At 33.7% G+C, this 15,498-nt stretch carries 18 protein-coding genes; 15 read left to right on the top strand and 3 right to left on the bottom strand.

The annotated features are described in order from the left end of the window. The first annotated feature begins 14 nt into the window (after positions 1-14). On the top strand, positions 15-416 hold the full coding sequence (locus tag ACX9TM_RS13890) for an Rrf2 family transcriptional regulator (RefSeq protein WP_000877642.1): 402 nt from the start codon (positions 15-17) through the stop codon (positions 414-416). A gap of 89 nt (positions 417-505) precedes the next feature. Next, positions 506-1,105, top strand: a complete 600-nt coding sequence (locus ACX9TM_RS13885; RefSeq protein WP_002041261.1) for a class I SAM-dependent methyltransferase — start codon at positions 506-508, stop codon at positions 1,103-1,105. Positions 1,106-1,169: 64 nt separating this feature from the next. Here the strand turns inward: ACX9TM_RS13885 and ACX9TM_RS13880 are convergent, their stop codons facing one another. Continuing rightward, positions 1,170-1,667, bottom strand: coding sequence for a hypothetical protein (locus tag ACX9TM_RS13880; protein WP_000838466.1), 498 nt, complete (start codon positions 1,665-1,667; stop codon positions 1,170-1,172). A gap of 250 nt (positions 1,668-1,917) precedes the next feature. Between ACX9TM_RS13880 and ACX9TM_RS13875 the strand changes: the two genes are divergently transcribed. The 7 genes from ACX9TM_RS13875 (at position 1,918) to ACX9TM_RS13845 (ending at position 8,913) form a co-directional block, all read left to right on the top strand. Further along, positions 1,918-2,703 carry a DeoR/GlpR family DNA-binding transcription regulator gene (locus tag ACX9TM_RS13875; protein ID WP_072770045.1) on the top strand — a complete coding sequence of 262 codons (786 nt, stop codon included), beginning with the start codon at positions 1,918-1,920 and terminating at the stop codon, positions 2,701-2,703. Further along, a complete protein-coding gene (locus tag ACX9TM_RS13870) occupies positions 2,700-3,296 on the top strand; it encodes a GNAT family N-acetyltransferase (protein ID WP_072770046.1) in 597 nt (198 codons plus the stop codon). Before ACX9TM_RS13875 ends, ACX9TM_RS13870 begins: the two co-directional genes overlap by 4 nt. Continuing rightward, the gene (locus ACX9TM_RS13865; RefSeq protein WP_063536560.1) at positions 3,269-3,607 is read left to right on the top strand and encodes an NIPSNAP family protein; all 339 of its coding nucleotides are present in this window, start codon (positions 3,269-3,271) and stop codon (positions 3,605-3,607) included. Before ACX9TM_RS13870 ends, ACX9TM_RS13865 begins: the two co-directional genes overlap by 28 nt. A 313-nt stretch (positions 3,608-3,920) precedes the next feature. After that, positions 3,921-5,771 (top strand): sigma-54-dependent Fis family transcriptional regulator, encoded by a 1,851-nt coding sequence (locus ACX9TM_RS13860; RefSeq protein ID WP_072770047.1) that lies wholly within the window; start codon positions 3,921-3,923, stop codon positions 5,769-5,771. 114 nt (positions 5,772-5,885) lie between these two features. After that, a complete protein-coding gene (locus tag ACX9TM_RS13855) occupies positions 5,886-6,143 on the top strand; it encodes a DUF3977 family protein (RefSeq protein WP_000873841.1) in 258 nt (85 codons plus the stop codon). Between the two features lie 719 nt (positions 6,144-6,862). Beyond that, complete coding sequence (locus ACX9TM_RS13850) at positions 6,863-7,960, top strand: L-dopachrome tautomerase-related protein (protein ID WP_072770048.1); 1,098 nt, start codon at positions 6,863-6,865, stop codon at positions 7,958-7,960. A 515-nt stretch (positions 7,961-8,475) separates the two neighbouring features. Further along, positions 8,476-8,913, top strand: coding sequence for an NUDIX hydrolase (locus ACX9TM_RS13845; RefSeq protein WP_000062936.1), 438 nt, complete (start codon positions 8,476-8,478; stop codon positions 8,911-8,913). Positions 8,914-8,948: 35 nt separating this feature from the next. On the opposite strand, the gene ACX9TM_RS13840 is transcribed toward ACX9TM_RS13845, so the two are convergent. Then, complete coding sequence (locus ACX9TM_RS13840) at positions 8,949-9,560, bottom strand: TetR/AcrR family transcriptional regulator (RefSeq protein WP_000795497.1); 612 nt, start codon at positions 9,558-9,560, stop codon at positions 8,949-8,951. 159 nt (positions 9,561-9,719) lie between these two features. Between ACX9TM_RS13840 and kynU the strand changes: the two genes are divergently transcribed. From kynU to ACX9TM_RS13815, 5 genes are all read left to right on the top strand, one after another. Then, positions 9,720-11,006: a kynureninase gene (gene kynU, locus ACX9TM_RS13835; protein ID WP_016124697.1), complete on the top strand. Its 1,287-nt coding sequence runs from the start codon at positions 9,720-9,722 to the stop codon at positions 11,004-11,006. A gap of 2 nt (positions 11,007-11,008) precedes the next feature. After that, positions 11,009-11,638: an arylformamidase gene (gene kynB / locus ACX9TM_RS13830; RefSeq protein WP_000858074.1), complete on the top strand. Its 630-nt coding sequence runs from the start codon at positions 11,009-11,011 to the stop codon at positions 11,636-11,638. Positions 11,639-11,670: 32 nt separating this feature from the next. Beyond that, entirely contained in the window at positions 11,671-12,510 is an 840-nt protein-coding gene (gene kynA / locus ACX9TM_RS13825; protein WP_000661957.1) for a tryptophan 2,3-dioxygenase, read from the top strand. A 119-nt stretch (positions 12,511-12,629) separates the two neighbouring features. Continuing rightward, a complete protein-coding gene (locus ACX9TM_RS13820) occupies positions 12,630-13,547 on the top strand; it encodes a serine hydrolase domain-containing protein (protein ID WP_000346250.1) in 918 nt (305 codons plus the stop codon). Positions 13,548-13,563: 16 nt separating this feature from the next. Then, positions 13,564-14,187: a Pr6Pr family membrane protein gene (locus ACX9TM_RS13815; RefSeq protein WP_000650955.1), complete on the top strand. Its 624-nt coding sequence runs from the start codon at positions 13,564-13,566 to the stop codon at positions 14,185-14,187. A 52-nt stretch (positions 14,188-14,239) separates the two neighbouring features. Here ACX9TM_RS13815 and ACX9TM_RS13810 read toward each other — a convergent pair whose 3' ends face one another. Further along, positions 14,240-14,572, bottom strand: coding sequence for a YqzG/YhdC family protein (locus ACX9TM_RS13810; RefSeq protein ID WP_000793370.1), 333 nt, complete (start codon positions 14,570-14,572; stop codon positions 14,240-14,242). Between the two features lie 145 nt (positions 14,573-14,717). On the opposite strand from ACX9TM_RS13810, the gene sleB reads away from it, so the two are divergent. Beyond that, positions 14,718-15,497, top strand: a complete 780-nt coding sequence (sleB, locus tag ACX9TM_RS13805; RefSeq protein WP_001249053.1) for a spore cortex-lytic enzyme — start codon at positions 14,718-14,720, stop codon at positions 15,495-15,497. The last annotated feature ends 1 nt before the right edge of the window (position 15,498 follow it).

Genomic DNA, 15,498 nt, shown 5'->3' with positions numbered 1-15,498 from the left:
ATAGGGGCTGTACTATGAAATATTCTAAAGCTACAAATTATGCTCTTCATACAATACTTTTTCTGGCAAAGGCTACACCAAATAAGTTAGTTAGTGTTCACCAATTAGCAGAAATGCAAAATGTTTCACCAACGTACTTGTCTAAAATACTAACTAAGTTGACGAAGGAAGGGATGATACACTCATCATCTGGTCCAAAAGGCGGTTACTCGCTTAGTAAGAATTGGGAAGATATTTCATTTTTAGATATTATACATGCAATTGAAGGTAAAACATCATTGTTTGAATGTTGTTTACATGACAAACCGGGATGTTTAATTAATGAAGTAATGCTTGCAGCAGAAGAGAAAATGGAAGAAGAGTTAAGAAATCAAAAAATCGTAGATCTTGCGAAAAAAATAAAAGTGGATTTTTAATCTACTTTTATTTTTAAATTAATTAAGGATAAAAAGACTCTTTGATATCTTTAATTGTAGTTAGAAAATGATATGAAGAAGGAGAGAAGATGATGACTAAATTTTGGAATGATCGATATAAATCAGATGAATATTTTTACGGGGAAGAACCTAATACATTTATTAAAGAACAAGCATTTCGTTTAGCAAATCACAATAAAGTAATAGCTTTCGCGGAAGGAGAAGGTAGAAATGCTGTATTTCTAGCAAGACAAGGGAACGAAGTAACAGCTATTGATTATTCGGAAGATGGATTAGAGAAGACAAAAAAATTGGCAGAGAAGCATAACGTAAACGTGCATACAAAAAAAGTAGATTTATTAGCTGATAGTTTGCCAGAAAATGAATATGATGCAGCAATTATGGTATTTGGACATTTTCATGATGATTATAAAAAAATGATATTAGGTAAAATGATACAAACGATAAAGCCTGGTGGTTTAATTATGTTTGAAGTTTACTCAAAAAAACAAATAAACTATGGTACTGGTGGACCAAAAGATGTTGATATGCTGTATGATCCAATTGATATCCTTACTTGGTGTGAAGAACATAAGGTAATTCATTTCTTTAATGGCGAACAAGAGCGAATTGAAGGGAAAGGGCACACTGGTTTAGCTGATGTTATTCAAGTTGTTATTAGAAAATGAATATAAGTGTTAATGAAAGTTAAATGTATGAATGTAAAAGACCAGTCATGTAAGACTGGTCTTTCTATTTAGATACTAAATTATCAAGCTTCCAATATGTATCTGTTAACGGCGCTGCTTTGCTATCTATGTATAAATACATATTATTTAAATCTTTTGGTGAAGTTTTCAGTTCAAATACAACGTCAGTAGTTAAAGAGAACTCGTGTGGAACATTTTTATAGTGCTCGTCATCTATCGGATGAGCTTCACCTTCATATTTCTCACCAGTTTTTTCATCTTGTATGAAATATTTTATTTCCGAAAGATCAATAGTTTGTCCATCGTCTCGAACATTATTAATCATAACACGAGTAGTAAGGCGCCGCTCTTTGTCTATTTTTTCAAACTTTGCATTCTCAACTGTCGCTCTATAGTATTCGTTTTTAACTATTTCTCCATAGTGCATTGCATTCTTTTCGAGAGCGCTCTTTTCTTGTTTTGATGTAGTATTGCTATTACATCCTGTTAATATTCCAGTAAATAATAATGCTGTACATGTCGTTTTGATTAATGATTTCATAGTAATCCCTTTCTGTATTAAAAAGTAAAACATAGGAATAATTTTACATCAATAGGAAGGTGAATGGAAGTATTTTTGCGTAATATACAGATATACATTTATTTGGTTGTCAAGTTAACAGGATAGAAAGAGGGAGAAGACTGTATAAAACGGAATAAATAAGAATTGAAAATATTGTAAAACAGAAGAGGCATGCATATAATTAAAATAAAGTTTAAGTTTCTGAATCTTCAATAACGGTGGTGATAACATGTTTACTGAAGAGCGTCGAGAGAAAATTTTAGAACTACTTAATACAGCTGGAAGAGTAATCGCAAAGGATCTTGCGGAAAGATTTGATATGTCTATTGATTCTATAAGAAGAGATTTGTCTATTATGGAAAAGGATGGTTTATTAAAAAGAACGCACGGAGGTGCAATTGAACTTACGCGAGTGAGAAATTTAGCCGCGGAACCAGCTAAACGTTATAGTGATAGCTCAATATATGAGGACACAATTGCAAGAGTTGCGGTATCTTATATACAAGAAGGTGATTCAATTTTTATTGGCGGGGCTCCCGTTCATAATGCGATGCTGAAATATTTACCGGAAGTAACATTTACGGTTATTACGAATTCTATAGAAATAGCTGGTTATCTACGAGAATATAAGAATATTGATACGTATTTAATTGGCGGAAAAGTAAAACCTTCAGGGAATATTACTGATACACTTGCCTCTGAATTGATAAGTAGATTTTCTATTGATCTGTATTTCTCTACAGGTGGAGGCATTTCATTACAAGGTATTAGTACCGCAACACCTGAAGTTGCTTATTTTAGTAAAAGAGTAAGTGAAATTGCTAGAAGAAATATTTGTTTAGTTCCGCATAATAAACTTGGAATAGATTGTTTTATAAGAGGAGAGTCTCTAAAAGAAATTGACATTATTATAACTGACGAAGAGGCTAGTAAAGAAACTGTTCAGGACTTTGAGAAACAAGGTAAACAAGTTGTAATAGCGCCATTATATTCATTTGAAAGGAGTTTGACATGATTGTAAAAGAGCAAGAGTTTCATATAAATGGATTAACTTATACAATTCGTTCTGCAGCTGAGAAAGATGCTGACCAGTTATCGAAAATTAGAGTTCAGATTGATGGAGAAACTGAAAATATGGATAGAGATGCTGGAGAGGGATTTATAGATGACCTAGGGTTTCAAAAAATAATAAAAACAGATAGTGAAGAGACGAAGAATCTCTTTTTAGTTGCAGAAGTGCACAATCGAATCGTTGGATTTTCAAGGTGTGAAGGATCAAATTTTAAGAGATTATCTCATAAAGTGGAGTTTGGCGTTTGCATTTTAAAAGAGTTTTGGGGATATAAAATGGGTAAGAGCCTATTACAACAATCTATTAAATGGGCTGACGAAAATGCAGTAAATAAAATATCTTTACAAGTATTAGAGACAAACGAGAAAGCTATTCATCTTTATAAAAAATTAGGTTTTGAAGTAGAAGGCGTTTTGAAAAATGACAAAAGACTATCGGACGGAAAGTATTATAATACGGTAGTGATGGGAAGGTTTACTGATACTTTTCATAAAAGAGGTGAAGAAGTATGTTTTACAGAAGGAAGTACTATGTAGTGAAAAATGAATTCATAGAAGTATTTAATGATCATTTCAATAACACGAACTTACCTAATCAATTAAAGCATGGTTCTAAGCTAATAGGACGCTGGATGAAAGATAATAAGAATGGTACGTCTGAAGTATTTGCCATATGGGAATATGATAGTTATGAACAGTATAAAGAAATAGAATCGAAAATTAGAAGTGACGAGAGGCATATTAAAGGAATACATGAATGGTATGAAAACCATGGCGGGAAAGAATATGTTTTACAGGAGTACATAGTAGAGATGAAAAATGAAGAGTTAGTATGTACTGTAAAGTAACAGAGGGGTGAGGGATAATAGAAATTAAAACAAAATTATATTTTAGTTTAGCATCCGCTATTTTATTTGCAATAGCCGTGATTGTTTTCTTTATAAATGGTAATCCACAAAAGTGGTTTTGGTTATGTATTTTGTTTGCGTCCATTATACAAAATATAGTGCTACTAAAAAAGAATAAAGAAGTGCATTAGGATATTCAAATTATTAACATATTTGTGTCGTATTGCTAGTTGTATTGAAAACGCTTTTATTCAGTTTTATAATAAAAGTATGTTTTATAAATCTCCAAAACAATTAAAAGGGAGATGATACAATGTTAGCTTCACCGTTTTACTTACATGCATGGAAAAAGTTTGTTAATGAAGGTGTTCTTGATTCAAATCGCATAAATCAAAGAATTTCAGAATCGTGGCATCGATGTAAACAGGCTAATGTTAATCCTCACATGAATAAAGGTCAGAAAGTTTTGTCTTCTAATATTTTTCGAGAACAAAAGAAAAAGAGTGAAATTTTCCTTGATATAGCATTACCCCAAATACAAAATTTGAGAAAAACCATTGATGAACTACAAATGATGGCATTATTAATCGATCCAGATGGTTATGTTCTATCCTTAAGTGGAAATAAACAAACGTTAAAGCGAGCGAAACATATTAATTTTATTGAAGGTGTAAAATGGACGGAAGCAACTGTGGGGACAAACGCAATAGGAACAGCGCTAGAAATTGAAGAAGCTATTATGATAAGTGGTACTGAACATTACTCCGTGGCATCTCATAGCTGGAGTTGTGCGGCTGCTCCCATTCATAACGATGACGGGAAATTAATTGGTATTCTAGATTTCTCCTGTCCAATTGAATTTTCACATCCATATATGCTCGGTATGGTAACTTCAATTGCACATGCGATTGAACGTGAATGTAGCATAAGAGTTCATCAAAATGAATTACACTTAATCCATCGTTTTTTAGATGTCATTGATAGTGATGAACAAGTAGTTATTTGTAATCATCGTGATGTTATCGTTTCTGCGAGTAAGAGCGTTCGGGAACGAGTAACTAATTGGTCAAGAATGAAACTTGAAGATTTAGTGCACCATGGATTGGAAACTAAATTAGAGATACCGGTATATAGTAATGAAAGAATGATCGGGAAATGTATGTATTTAAAGGAAAACAAACAAATGAATACATATTCTGCTTTCACATTTATAAAAGGAATTACTTTTCCAGGAGTTACCGGGACAAGCAAAGCATTTCAACACACACTAGAAGAAATTAAGCTTGTTTCACCGACTGATGCTAGTGTGTATGTATGTGGTGAGACAGGAGTAGGAAAGGAATATGTCGCGAGAGCGATTCATGAAAATAGTCCAAGAAAAGACGGGCCCTTTATAGCTGTTAATTGTGGTTCTTTGCCTAAAGAATTAATGGAAAGTGAATTGTTCGGTTATGCTGAAGGTGCGTTTACAGGTGCGCGACGTCAAGGGTATAAAGGGAAATTTGAACAAGCGAATGGAGGAACATTATTTTTAGATGAAATTGGTGAAGTACCACCAGAGATGCAAGTAGCCTTATTGCGTGTTTTACAAGAACGCACAATAACTCCAATAGGAAGTTCAAAAGAGGTACCAGTAAATATTCGTATTATTACTGCCACACATAAAGATTTACTAAGGTTAGTAGAAGAAGGGAAATTCCGTCAAGATTTATATTATCGTTTACATGTTTATCCACTATATGTTCCATCGTTAATAGAAAGAAAAGAGGATATTCCATATTTTATACAACACTTTTGCGAACGGAAGAATTGGAATGTTGTATTTCCGAAGAGTATTTGTAATCAATTTTTACAACATACATGGCCCGGAAATATTCGAGAACTAGTAAATGCATTAGAACGCATTTACATTTTGTCGCAAGGACGGGAAATATGCGAAAAACAAGTCGCTTTTTTGATACAAACAATGATGGGAAATCAACAACAACTTGAGTTACAAGTTGAAAATAAAACCGAACATACATTGAATTTTCGCGAAAAAATACAGCGTGATAGCATGATTGAAGCATTACAAAAGACAAACGGAAATGTTTCATTAGCTGCAAAACTATTAGATGTACCCCGTAGTACATTTTATAAACGAATGCAAAAATATAAGTTATAAAGTAGATTTTTGTAATCTACTTTTTCTTTGTGGGCTCATGTTCTGTCGGAATGTGCGCTTACCGGGGAAATAATAGAATTGTTAGAAGGGAAATTTCCTAATGGGGGTTAGTGTGTGAAGTACATTGAAATTGGAATCGGGAATAGGTGGTTCGTTCGAACGGAAACTGAAAATAAAGATGGAACTGAATTTGAAGAACGAGGAATTATAAAACCTATTTATTTTGAGTCTTTATACATACGTATTTGGTTTCGGAAAACTTGTTTTATTTTTGATACGAAAGAGGGGTTTAAGAAAGATAAGAAGAGGAGGGTTGAATATAAATTTATAGTTGGAATTGTCAGTAGACTGGATAAAGAAGAAGTGGGCTAACATACGTAGTTATATTGGACAGGAAATTCTTTTGACTTATATCAAATTCATGAAAAGCACATTTACTAAATATAAATTGTTAATAAAACCACTAAAAATTATTATCAAGACCTAAAAGCTAAAAATCCTAAAAAAATAAAGGTGAGCGCATATTATACATGACTAATATGTACTCACCTTTATTTTATTGTTCAAAGCCCCCGTTAGTCACTCATGGAACATGGAATAAAGTGTGGTATTGATTTAAAATAAAGTTTGATAATTTATAAAAAAGATTGATAAAACCCTGTATTAATATAAGGTTTTTCTTTTGCCCCTTAAATTTCAGTTGTATTGTTCAATTAAAGGGCCAGATTGTTGAGGAAACAGGAATAATAAGAATACTCAAAATATTGTTTGTGAAGTGTTACACTTAAACTAACGGGCAGTTTAGCTTAAGTACATTTTTTCACAAATTTAAATGGGGAAATTTCCCCATTTTTTATACCAGCTTAACGTTGATTCGGGAATATTGAACTTCGCTACCTGCTAATTGAATTCTACTTCATCTGGAGACCTTTAAATTAAAATGCTTCCTTTCTTCTGACAGACTTATTAAATTTCGAAAACAATCAATTCAATCATCTTTTCGTATAGAAAAACTTATTAAGAAACATGCACTAGAAAAAATATAAATCATATATAGGAGATATCCCGTTTGAACGCTTGAGGAGGATATTATGAAACCTATGTTACCTAGTGAAAAATATTTCGGTAATTTAGAACTAGTTTATGCATTTTATGGGGCTATGCCTACAGGTGTTACTGTTTCAGAAACCGGTCGTATTTTCATTTGCTTTCCGAAATGGGGAGACGATGTTAAATTTACGGTGGCGGAAATTTTTGAGGATAAATTGCAGCCTTATCCTAATTTACAAACCAATTTGGCTAACCCCGAGAATATCCCAATGACTTTCATCAGTGTCCAAAGTGTAGTTGCTGATGGAAGGGGAACGCTTTGGATATTAGATACAGCGGCACCCAATTTTTCTGAACCTATTAAAGGGGGAGCAAAATTAGTCGCTGTTGATTTAGAAACCAATACAATAAGAAAAGTATATACCTTTACAGAAGATATTGTCCTGCCTACAACTTATCTGAATGATGTCCGTTTTGATTTTCGTGTTGGAAAAGCAGGTTATGCCTATATAACGGATTCTTCTTCGAGAGGACCAGGAGCTATTATCGTCGTAGATTTATCAAATGGAAACGCGTTTAGACGGTTAAATGGAGCAAATTCAACTTCACCCGATCCCTATTTTTTACCGAAAGTAGAAGGTCAAATTTTAATGAATCGAAACAAAGACGGTTCAACTTCTCCATTTAGGTTGGCGTCTGATAGTCTTGCGATTTCTCCCGATGGAAAGATATTATTTTTTGCTCCACTAACCAGTCGGCATTTGTTCTCGATCTCAACAGAAGCCCTGAGAAACAGAACGATACCGGACATGAATTTACCTTATCATGTGGAGTATTGGGGAGAAAAAGGTGCGTCTGATGGAATGATCACTGATGCAAAGGGAACTGTTTATGCTGGAGATTATGAAAACAACAGTATCCGTAAGATATTGCCAAATGGCATATTGGAAACTATCGCACATGATCCGAGAATTTTGTGGCCGGATACTTTTTCAATTGGTCCGGATCAATATTTGTATGTCATTGTGAACCAATTACATCGACAGCCTAGATTTCATTATGGAAAAGACTTACGACAGAAACCTTATAGTTTACTTCGTATCAAAATTGATGAATTTCCTGCTCCGACCTTTTCATAATAAAAATAGTCAATTAATTGTTTTCATTGATAGAAAATGATCAAACTTTTTTATAAAACCAAAACATAAACCTGCTGGATAAGAATCCATTTTGATCAATCTTTTTCAAAATGGATTCTTTTTATTTACCATAGAATACGGGTTAACACGATATTTTTAATCAAACTTTATTTTAAAATTACGAAGAAACTCATGAATGTTTTAAAAAATATGGTGAAGTAGTAATACCCGAACTTATGAGTGAAATTAATGAAAAGTTAAAATGGGATGTTGTTAGTTATGTAGATCATAAGGAGTATGCTTTATGGCCACTACTAAAATATTTTAAAAAGATAATTAAACAAGATTCACAAGAATGGAAAACGCGAGGTTTAGAACTGTATAAATTATCTAGTGTAGCAGATATAAAGGGGAGTAATTTTCTTATCCTTTCTATATAGAAATTGCTATTGGTATTATTATACAATAGGTGTCAGAAAATACAGTTGTTTATTATTGGAGTGGGAGAGAATTATATGTCGATGTCGCTATATTATAAAAAAATCCGTGAGCAATTAGGCCATGAACTAATTCTAATACCGAGTGTAGCTGCTGTTATAAAGAATGGGCAGGGAGATATTTTGTTTCAATATCCTGGCGGGGAATACTGGAGTTTGCCAGCTGGAGCGATTGAACCTGGGGAAACTCCAGAAGAAGCAGTAATTCGGGAAGTATGGGAAGAAACAGGATTGAAAGTACGAGTAAAAAAACAAAAAGGGGTATTTGGAGGGGAAAGGTTCCGTCATATATATCCGAATGGCGATCAAGTAGAATATATTGTTGTTGTGTTTGAATGTGAAATTACTAGTGGAAAACTGAAATCGATAGATGGTGAATCTTTAAAACTACAATATTTCTCATTTTCTGAAAAGCCTACTTTAGCGCTACCATACCCAGATAATATATTTTTATAGATGTAAAATAACACACCTTCCTTATTGAAGGTGTGCTATTTATATAACCCGGTCGTATACATCTCCGTTAACGTATACACAATTTCCTCTAAGTTAATCTTTTTATCATTTTGCGTAATAGTCCAAAGAAACGATTCATTCATCGCGAACCAACTGCGTGCTACAATCTCTTTATTTAAATTAGGTTGTGCTAATCCACTTTCTTGAGAGTGAGTAATATCCTGTTTAATACTTGTTATAAAACGTTCCCGAATCTCATCCCATTTTTGCCGTATTTCTCTTGATAATCCTATCGCTTCCTCTACAACTTGCAAAATAGCGCGTTCTTCATCTGCTAATTGCAGGAATGCTCTAACTTGATTTTGGATCATTATACGTGCTTCCTCTTTTGTTTGTGGAGAAAAAGAGCGCTCAGCGATATTATAAAAACGATTCATAACATCTTCCATTAAACTAATTAGGAGATCATCTTTGTTTTTGAAGTATACATATGCTGTTCCGTAACCAGTTTCTGCATGTTTAATAATTTGTGTAATTGTCGTTTTTTGAAATCCATTATTTATAAAAATAGTGTAACCAGAGTGTAATAGTTTCTTCTTCGTTTCTAAGGAGCGGTGTTTTCTTGATGAAAGAGTAGGGTTTTTCAAAGAATCACCTCTTTATACTGAAATATCTGAAAATATAACTGTATTGTAAAAGAAGTTCATATATAAAGTCAACTGACATAATATCATTGACGTTGTATCAATTAAGGTGATATATTTCAATTAGTTAGAATAAAAAGAAAATTAAGAGAAGGTGACACCATGTATAAAGAACCATTTCAACCAACTTATGAGTATGCGCTTGAATGTGATAAACATGATGAACTGAAAGATTTTCAAACTGAATTCTATAAAAAAGAAGGTACTATATATTTAGATGGAAACTCATTAGGGCTACTTTCAAAAAGAGCAGAGAAATCATTACTTACGTTGCTAGATTCGTGGAAAGATTATGGCATTGACGGCTGGACAGAAGGTGAGCACCCGTGGTTTTTCCTTTCAGAGAAATTAGGTAAACTTACAGCCCCTCTTATTGGTGCTTTACCGGAAGAAACTATTGTAACCGGTTCTACAACTACAAATATACACCAAGTTATTGCGACGTTTTACGAACCAAAAGGAATACGTACAAAAATACTTGCGGATGAATTAACTTTCCCATCAGATATTTATGCACTTCAAAGTCAAATTCGTTTAAAAGGATTAGATCCAGAGGAGCATTTAGTAAGAGTGAAAAGCCGAGATGGTAGAACACTTTCTGAAGAAGATATTATCCATGCGATGGAAGATGATATCGCTTTAATTTTATTACCTTCTGTTTTATATAGAAGTGGTCAAATTCTTGATATGAAACGTTTAACAACGGAAGCTCATAAACGCGGCATTCATATCGGATTTGATTTATGCCATTCAATAGGATCTATTCCGCATCATTTCAAAGATTGGGATGTCGATTTTGCTGTTTGGTGCAATTATAAATATTTAAATGCAGGACCGGGTGGCGTTGCAGGAATTTATGTGAATAATAAACATTTTAATAGACTGCCAGGGTTGTCTGGATGGTTTAGTTCTAGAAAAGATAAGCAGTTTGATATGGAGCATACATTAACAGCTGCTGATCATGCAGGTGCTTATCAAATTGGTACACCGCACGTTTTAAGTACAGCACCATTAATTGGTTCACTTGAAATTTTCAAAGATGCTGGTATTGAACGTTTACGTGAGAAATCTTTACATATTACGAGATACATGCTGAATTTAATTGGACATGAATTAAAAGATTTCGAATTTACAATTGGAAATCCATTAGAGGATGAAAAACGAGGCGGGCACATTTATTTAGAGCATGCAGAAGCAGCACGTATATGTAAAGCACTAAAAGCAAATGGAGTAATTCCAGATTTTAGAGCGCCAAATGGGGTGAGACTTGCGCCGGTCGCTTTATATAACACATACGAAGAAGTGTGGAAATCTGTACAAATATTAAAGAAAATTATGAAAAATGAAGAGTATAAGCAGTTTGAAAATAAGCGAGAGGTTGTGGCATAAATATGAAAACATCAGAGTGGATTGATATTTCACAACCGCTAAATAATAATATTGCAACGTGGCCAGGAGACACACCGTTCTCGTATGAAGTTTCATGGTCAAAAGAAGAAAGTGGCTCAGTAAATGTCGGAAAGTTAACGATGAGTATTCATACAGGCACTCATATTGATGCACCATTTCATTTTGATAATGATGGAAAGAAAGTATTGGATTTAGATGTTCAAGTTTATGTTGGCCCAGCACGGATTATTGACGTTTCTAATCTTGAAAGCATCGGGAAAAAGGAATTAGAAAGCTTTCATTTAGAAGGTGTAGAACGATTATTATTACGTACATCTTCACATGGGAAAGCTGAAGAATTTCCAGAGGTGATCCCTCATTTACGTGCAGACATAGCGTCGTTTCTTTCAGAGAAAGGTATTCGTTTAATCGGAGTAGATGTACCATCAGTTGATCCGCTAGATGATAAAGAATTAGCAGCGCATCATCAATTATTTAAACATGGAATTCATATTTTAGAAAATGTCGTACTAGATCACGTAGCAGACGGTGATTATGAACTTATTGCATTACCACTTGCATTAACTGATGCAGATGGAAGTCCAGTTCGAGCCGTTATTAGACCAATATAAGTAGAATCATATAAAAGGGGCGTTTGGCTAATATGAAAGAAAATGAAAAAGTAATTATGGAAAAAGGGATTCATACGGATTTTAAAGAGAATATGACGTATGGGGAGTATTTACAATTAGATAGTTTACTATCTTCTCAAAAAAGATTATCGGACCATCATGATGAAATGTTATTTATCGTTATTCACCAAGCAAGTGAGCTTTGGATGAAGCTCATTTTACATGAGCTAAATGCGGCGATTGAATCTATTAAACAAGATAAATTACAACCAGCTTTTAAAATGTTAGCACGTGTATCAAAAATTCAGTCTCAAATTATTCAATCTTGGGATATTCTTGCGACATTAACACCATCAGAATATATTGAGTTTCGTGATTCACTCGGTCAAGCTTCAGGTTTTCAATCGTATCAATATCGTATGATTGAGTATGCACTTGGCTATAAAACGCCACACGCATTAAAAATTTATGAAAAGGATCCAGAATTACATGCACGACTTCATAAAGCGCTACATGCACCAAGTCTATATGATGTCGCGATTCAAGCATTAGTAAAAGAAGGATTCCCTATTCATAAAGATGTATTAAACCGTGATATTACGCAGCCTTATGAAGAAGATGCAACAGTAGAAGCGGCATGGCTTGAAGTGTATGCGGATGTGAAAAAATATTGGAATTTATATCAGCTTGCTGAAAAATTGATTGATATTGAAGACTGGCTACAACAATGGCGTTTCCGTCATATGAAAACAGTAGAAAGAATTATTGGACATAAAATGGGTACAGGTGGATCCTCCGGTGTTTCTTATTTAAAGCGAGTACTTGATCAACAATTCTTCCCAGAGCTTTGGAATGTTCGTACGAAATTATAAAAATAAACCTGTCAGTTCATTATAGCTGACAGGTTTATTTTTATTTGAGCGCAATTATGTTTAAAATGAAGGAACAAGATATAATAAATGGAGTAACTATTTAAATGGAGGTAAAGTTTTTGGATTTCAAGCAACTAGAAAATAAATTCGAAAAGAAAAAAGTGAATACATTTCTTGTTTATCAAAAAGGGGAATTAACAACGGAGTATTATAAAACACCCGAATGTGCAAATAACTTATATAAAATAAATTCGATTACAAAAAGTATCGTATCTTTATTAATTGGTATTGCAATTGATAAGGGCTATATAAATGATATACATACATCAATTACAGAGTGGATTGAAAATGTACCTGGGGAAAAACATGATTTAACGCTATATCACTTATTAACAATGACTACTGGTGAGGACTGGAAAGAGTTTGGGAATGGAGTAGTATTCCCAAATGACTTTGTAGAATCAGAGAACTGGGTACAGTACATATTAGAAAAGCCAATAATTGAAGAACCTGCTACAAAAATGAATTATAATTCAGGTTCTTCTCATTTACTGAGCTATATTATTCAAGAAGCTACTGGAATGTCGACAGAGCGGTTTGCAAAGAAATATTTATTTGATCCATTAAAAATTAACGAATACGAGTGGCAACAAGATCCGCAGGGTATATATGTAGGTGGCTTCGGTATGAAAATGAAATCTACCGATTTATTAAAATTAGGAAAATTATGTTTGCAAAATGGATATTGGAATGAAAAAGAAATTGTATCAGCGAAATGGTTAGAAGAGTCAAGTAGGGCGCAATTTGAAACATATGAACATGTCGGCGCATATGGATATCACTGGTGGGTATTACATAATGAAAGATTTCACATACCGTATTGTATATATTTCGCTATGGGATACGGCGGACAATACATCGTTATCATTCCTCAATTAGAAGTAGTATCTATTATAAGTAGTCATATGCCAAAACGTGGGCTCGTTCCGTTAAATTTATTTATTGAGCATGTACAGGGAAATTCTAATTATATATAAGAAAAGGAGGGAATGTATGAAAGATGAAAAAATTTTATCTTTATTTAGACTATGTTTAAGCCTTCTAGCATTTAGTGCAATCATTACGCAATTTATAATACGGGCACAAGTGAAACCGTTCAATCCAGTTAACTTTTTTAGTTTCTTCACGATCGAAAGTAACATTTTAGTTGCATGTATTCTCCTTTTAAGTAGTATCGGAACAGCTACATTTGGTCGATCAGAACAGTTTGGTATACTTCGTGGTGCAGCAACGGTATACATACTTACGACTGGACTCATTTATTTTTTATTATTAAGAGGGTTAGAAGAATCACTTCAAACGGCAATACCATGGGTAAATACGGTGTTACATTATATCATGCCAATTGCTATGCTTTTAGATTGGATATTAAATCCACCAAATAAGAAAATCACTTGGAAACAAGCTTCAAGTTGGCTCTTATTCCCGTTTTTTTACGTTGTATATAGCTTAATTCGTGGTCCAATCGTGAATTGGTATCCTTATCCATTTTTAGATCCGAGAATAGGTGGATATGGTAGAGTACTTTTATACAGTATAGGGATAGCAGTTGTAATTGGCACTATTTGTATATTGGTAAGATTTTTAGGGAATCGATATTTTAGAAAAGAATTTTAGAAATGAAAGAAACCCGGCTGTTATGAATCTAAATAGCCGGGTTTCTTTCATTTTATCTACTCATCTTCTGAAACGACATTTTAATAAATTTCTCCGTCTTCGTTTCAAATTCCACATCAACAAAAACACCATATTCTTTTCCGTCTTCACGTAGCCACAATTTGAATTTTTCAACTGTTATTTGAACGGTTTTTGGTTTTCTACCTATATGAAGGTAATCAATAATCTCTGCTTTTGGGTACTTTTCTTTCGTTTTCTCTACAGCAAGCTTACCCCATTTTGCATACGGCGGCTGCGCATGAACAATTGATGAGCCTGTATATACATTTGAACATGTTGTTAGGAACAGAAGGACGAGTGCGACACGCTTTAACAAATTCTTCATGATGAACTCCTTTTATCCTTTTTTTATATTGTTTACATTTTCTTTCTACGATATTAGTTTGGATTTTTTTGTCTTCTTTACATAAAAGCGAGGCTTTTACAAAACATAACCAAGAAATCATTTACATAATTAAGGAGGGAAAATTATGCGCCAAAAAGCTATTTTTAAAATAGCGGTTTTACTTGCGTTCATAGGACTGTCTTTAATGGTCAGTAGTATACAACTAAAGAATGTAGAAGCATTTTCTAATCAAGTCATTCAAAGAGGAGCATCGGGCGAAGATGTCATTGAACTGCAATCTCGTTTAAAATATAACGGATTTTATACGGGAAAAGTAGATGGTGTTTTCGGATGGGGTACATATTGGGCACTTCGGAATTTTCAAGAGAAATTTGGATTACCCGTTGATGGTTTAGCTGGAGCTAAAACGAAGCAAATGCTCGTGAAAGCAACGAAGTATGACAAGTCAACTGCTAATAAAGGGACGACAACGAATAAAGGAAATAGTGGTGGCACTGCACAAGAGAATAAACCACCTCAAAATAAAGGGACAAATGTTCCGAATGGTTATTCTCAAAATGATATTCAGCTTATGGCAAACGCAGTATACGGAGAATCACGCGGTGAACCATATTTAGGACAAGTTGCAGTAGCTGCTGTTATTTTGAACCGTGTTACAAGTGCGTCATTCCCAAATACTGTTTCAGGTGTAATCTTTGAACCTAGAGCATTTACAGCGGTAGCCGATGGACAAATATATTTAACACCAAATGAAACAGCAAAAAAAGCAGTTTTAGATGCGATTAACGGATGGGATCCAACAGGAAATGCTTTATATTATTTCAATCCAGATACTGCGACTAGTAAATGGATTTGGACTCGTCCACAAATTAAAAAAATCGGTAAACATATTTTCTGTAAATAGA

It is taken from the genome of Bacillus sp. LH1 (genome assembly GCF_057924895.1).
The sequence above is the reverse complement of the archived record's forward strand: the minus strand, read 5'-3'. Positions and strand labels throughout refer to the sequence as shown.

Excerpts from the sequence above, each read along its gene's own strand:
- ACX9TM_RS13890 (WP_000877642.1), top strand. The coding sequence starts at position 15 with ATGAAATATTCTAAAGCTACAAATTATGCTCTTCATACAATACTTTTT.
- ACX9TM_RS13885 (WP_002041261.1), top strand. The coding sequence starts at position 506 with ATGATGACTAAATTTTGGAATGATCGATATAAATCAGATGAATATTTT.
- ACX9TM_RS13880 (WP_000838466.1), bottom strand. The coding sequence starts at position 1,667 with ATGAAATCATTAATCAAAACGACATGTACAGCATTATTATTTACTGGA.
- ACX9TM_RS13875 (WP_072770045.1), top strand. The coding sequence starts at position 1,918 with ATGTTTACTGAAGAGCGTCGAGAGAAAATTTTAGAACTACTTAATACA.
- ACX9TM_RS13870 (WP_072770046.1), top strand. The coding sequence starts at position 2,700 with ATGATTGTAAAAGAGCAAGAGTTTCATATAAATGGATTAACTTATACA.
- ACX9TM_RS13865 (WP_063536560.1), top strand. The coding sequence starts at position 3,269 with ATGTTTTACAGAAGGAAGTACTATGTAGTGAAAAATGAATTCATAGAA.
- ACX9TM_RS13860 (WP_072770047.1), top strand. The coding sequence starts at position 3,921 with ATGTTAGCTTCACCGTTTTACTTACATGCATGGAAAAAGTTTGTTAAT.
- ACX9TM_RS13850 (WP_072770048.1), top strand. The coding sequence starts at position 6,863 with ATGAAACCTATGTTACCTAGTGAAAAATATTTCGGTAATTTAGAACTA.
- ACX9TM_RS13845 (WP_000062936.1), top strand. The coding sequence starts at position 8,476 with ATGTCGATGTCGCTATATTATAAAAAAATCCGTGAGCAATTAGGCCAT.
- kynU (WP_016124697.1), top strand. The coding sequence starts at position 9,720 with ATGTATAAAGAACCATTTCAACCAACTTATGAGTATGCGCTTGAATGT.
- kynB (WP_000858074.1), top strand. The coding sequence starts at position 11,009 with ATGAAAACATCAGAGTGGATTGATATTTCACAACCGCTAAATAATAAT.
- kynA (WP_000661957.1), top strand. The coding sequence starts at position 11,671 with ATGAAAGAAAATGAAAAAGTAATTATGGAAAAAGGGATTCATACGGAT.
- ACX9TM_RS13815 (WP_000650955.1), top strand. The coding sequence starts at position 13,564 with ATGAAAGATGAAAAAATTTTATCTTTATTTAGACTATGTTTAAGCCTT.
- ACX9TM_RS13810 (WP_000793370.1), bottom strand. The coding sequence starts at position 14,572 with ATGAAGAATTTGTTAAAGCGTGTCGCACTCGTCCTTCTGTTCCTAACA.
- sleB (WP_001249053.1), top strand. The coding sequence starts at position 14,718 with ATGCGCCAAAAAGCTATTTTTAAAATAGCGGTTTTACTTGCGTTCATA.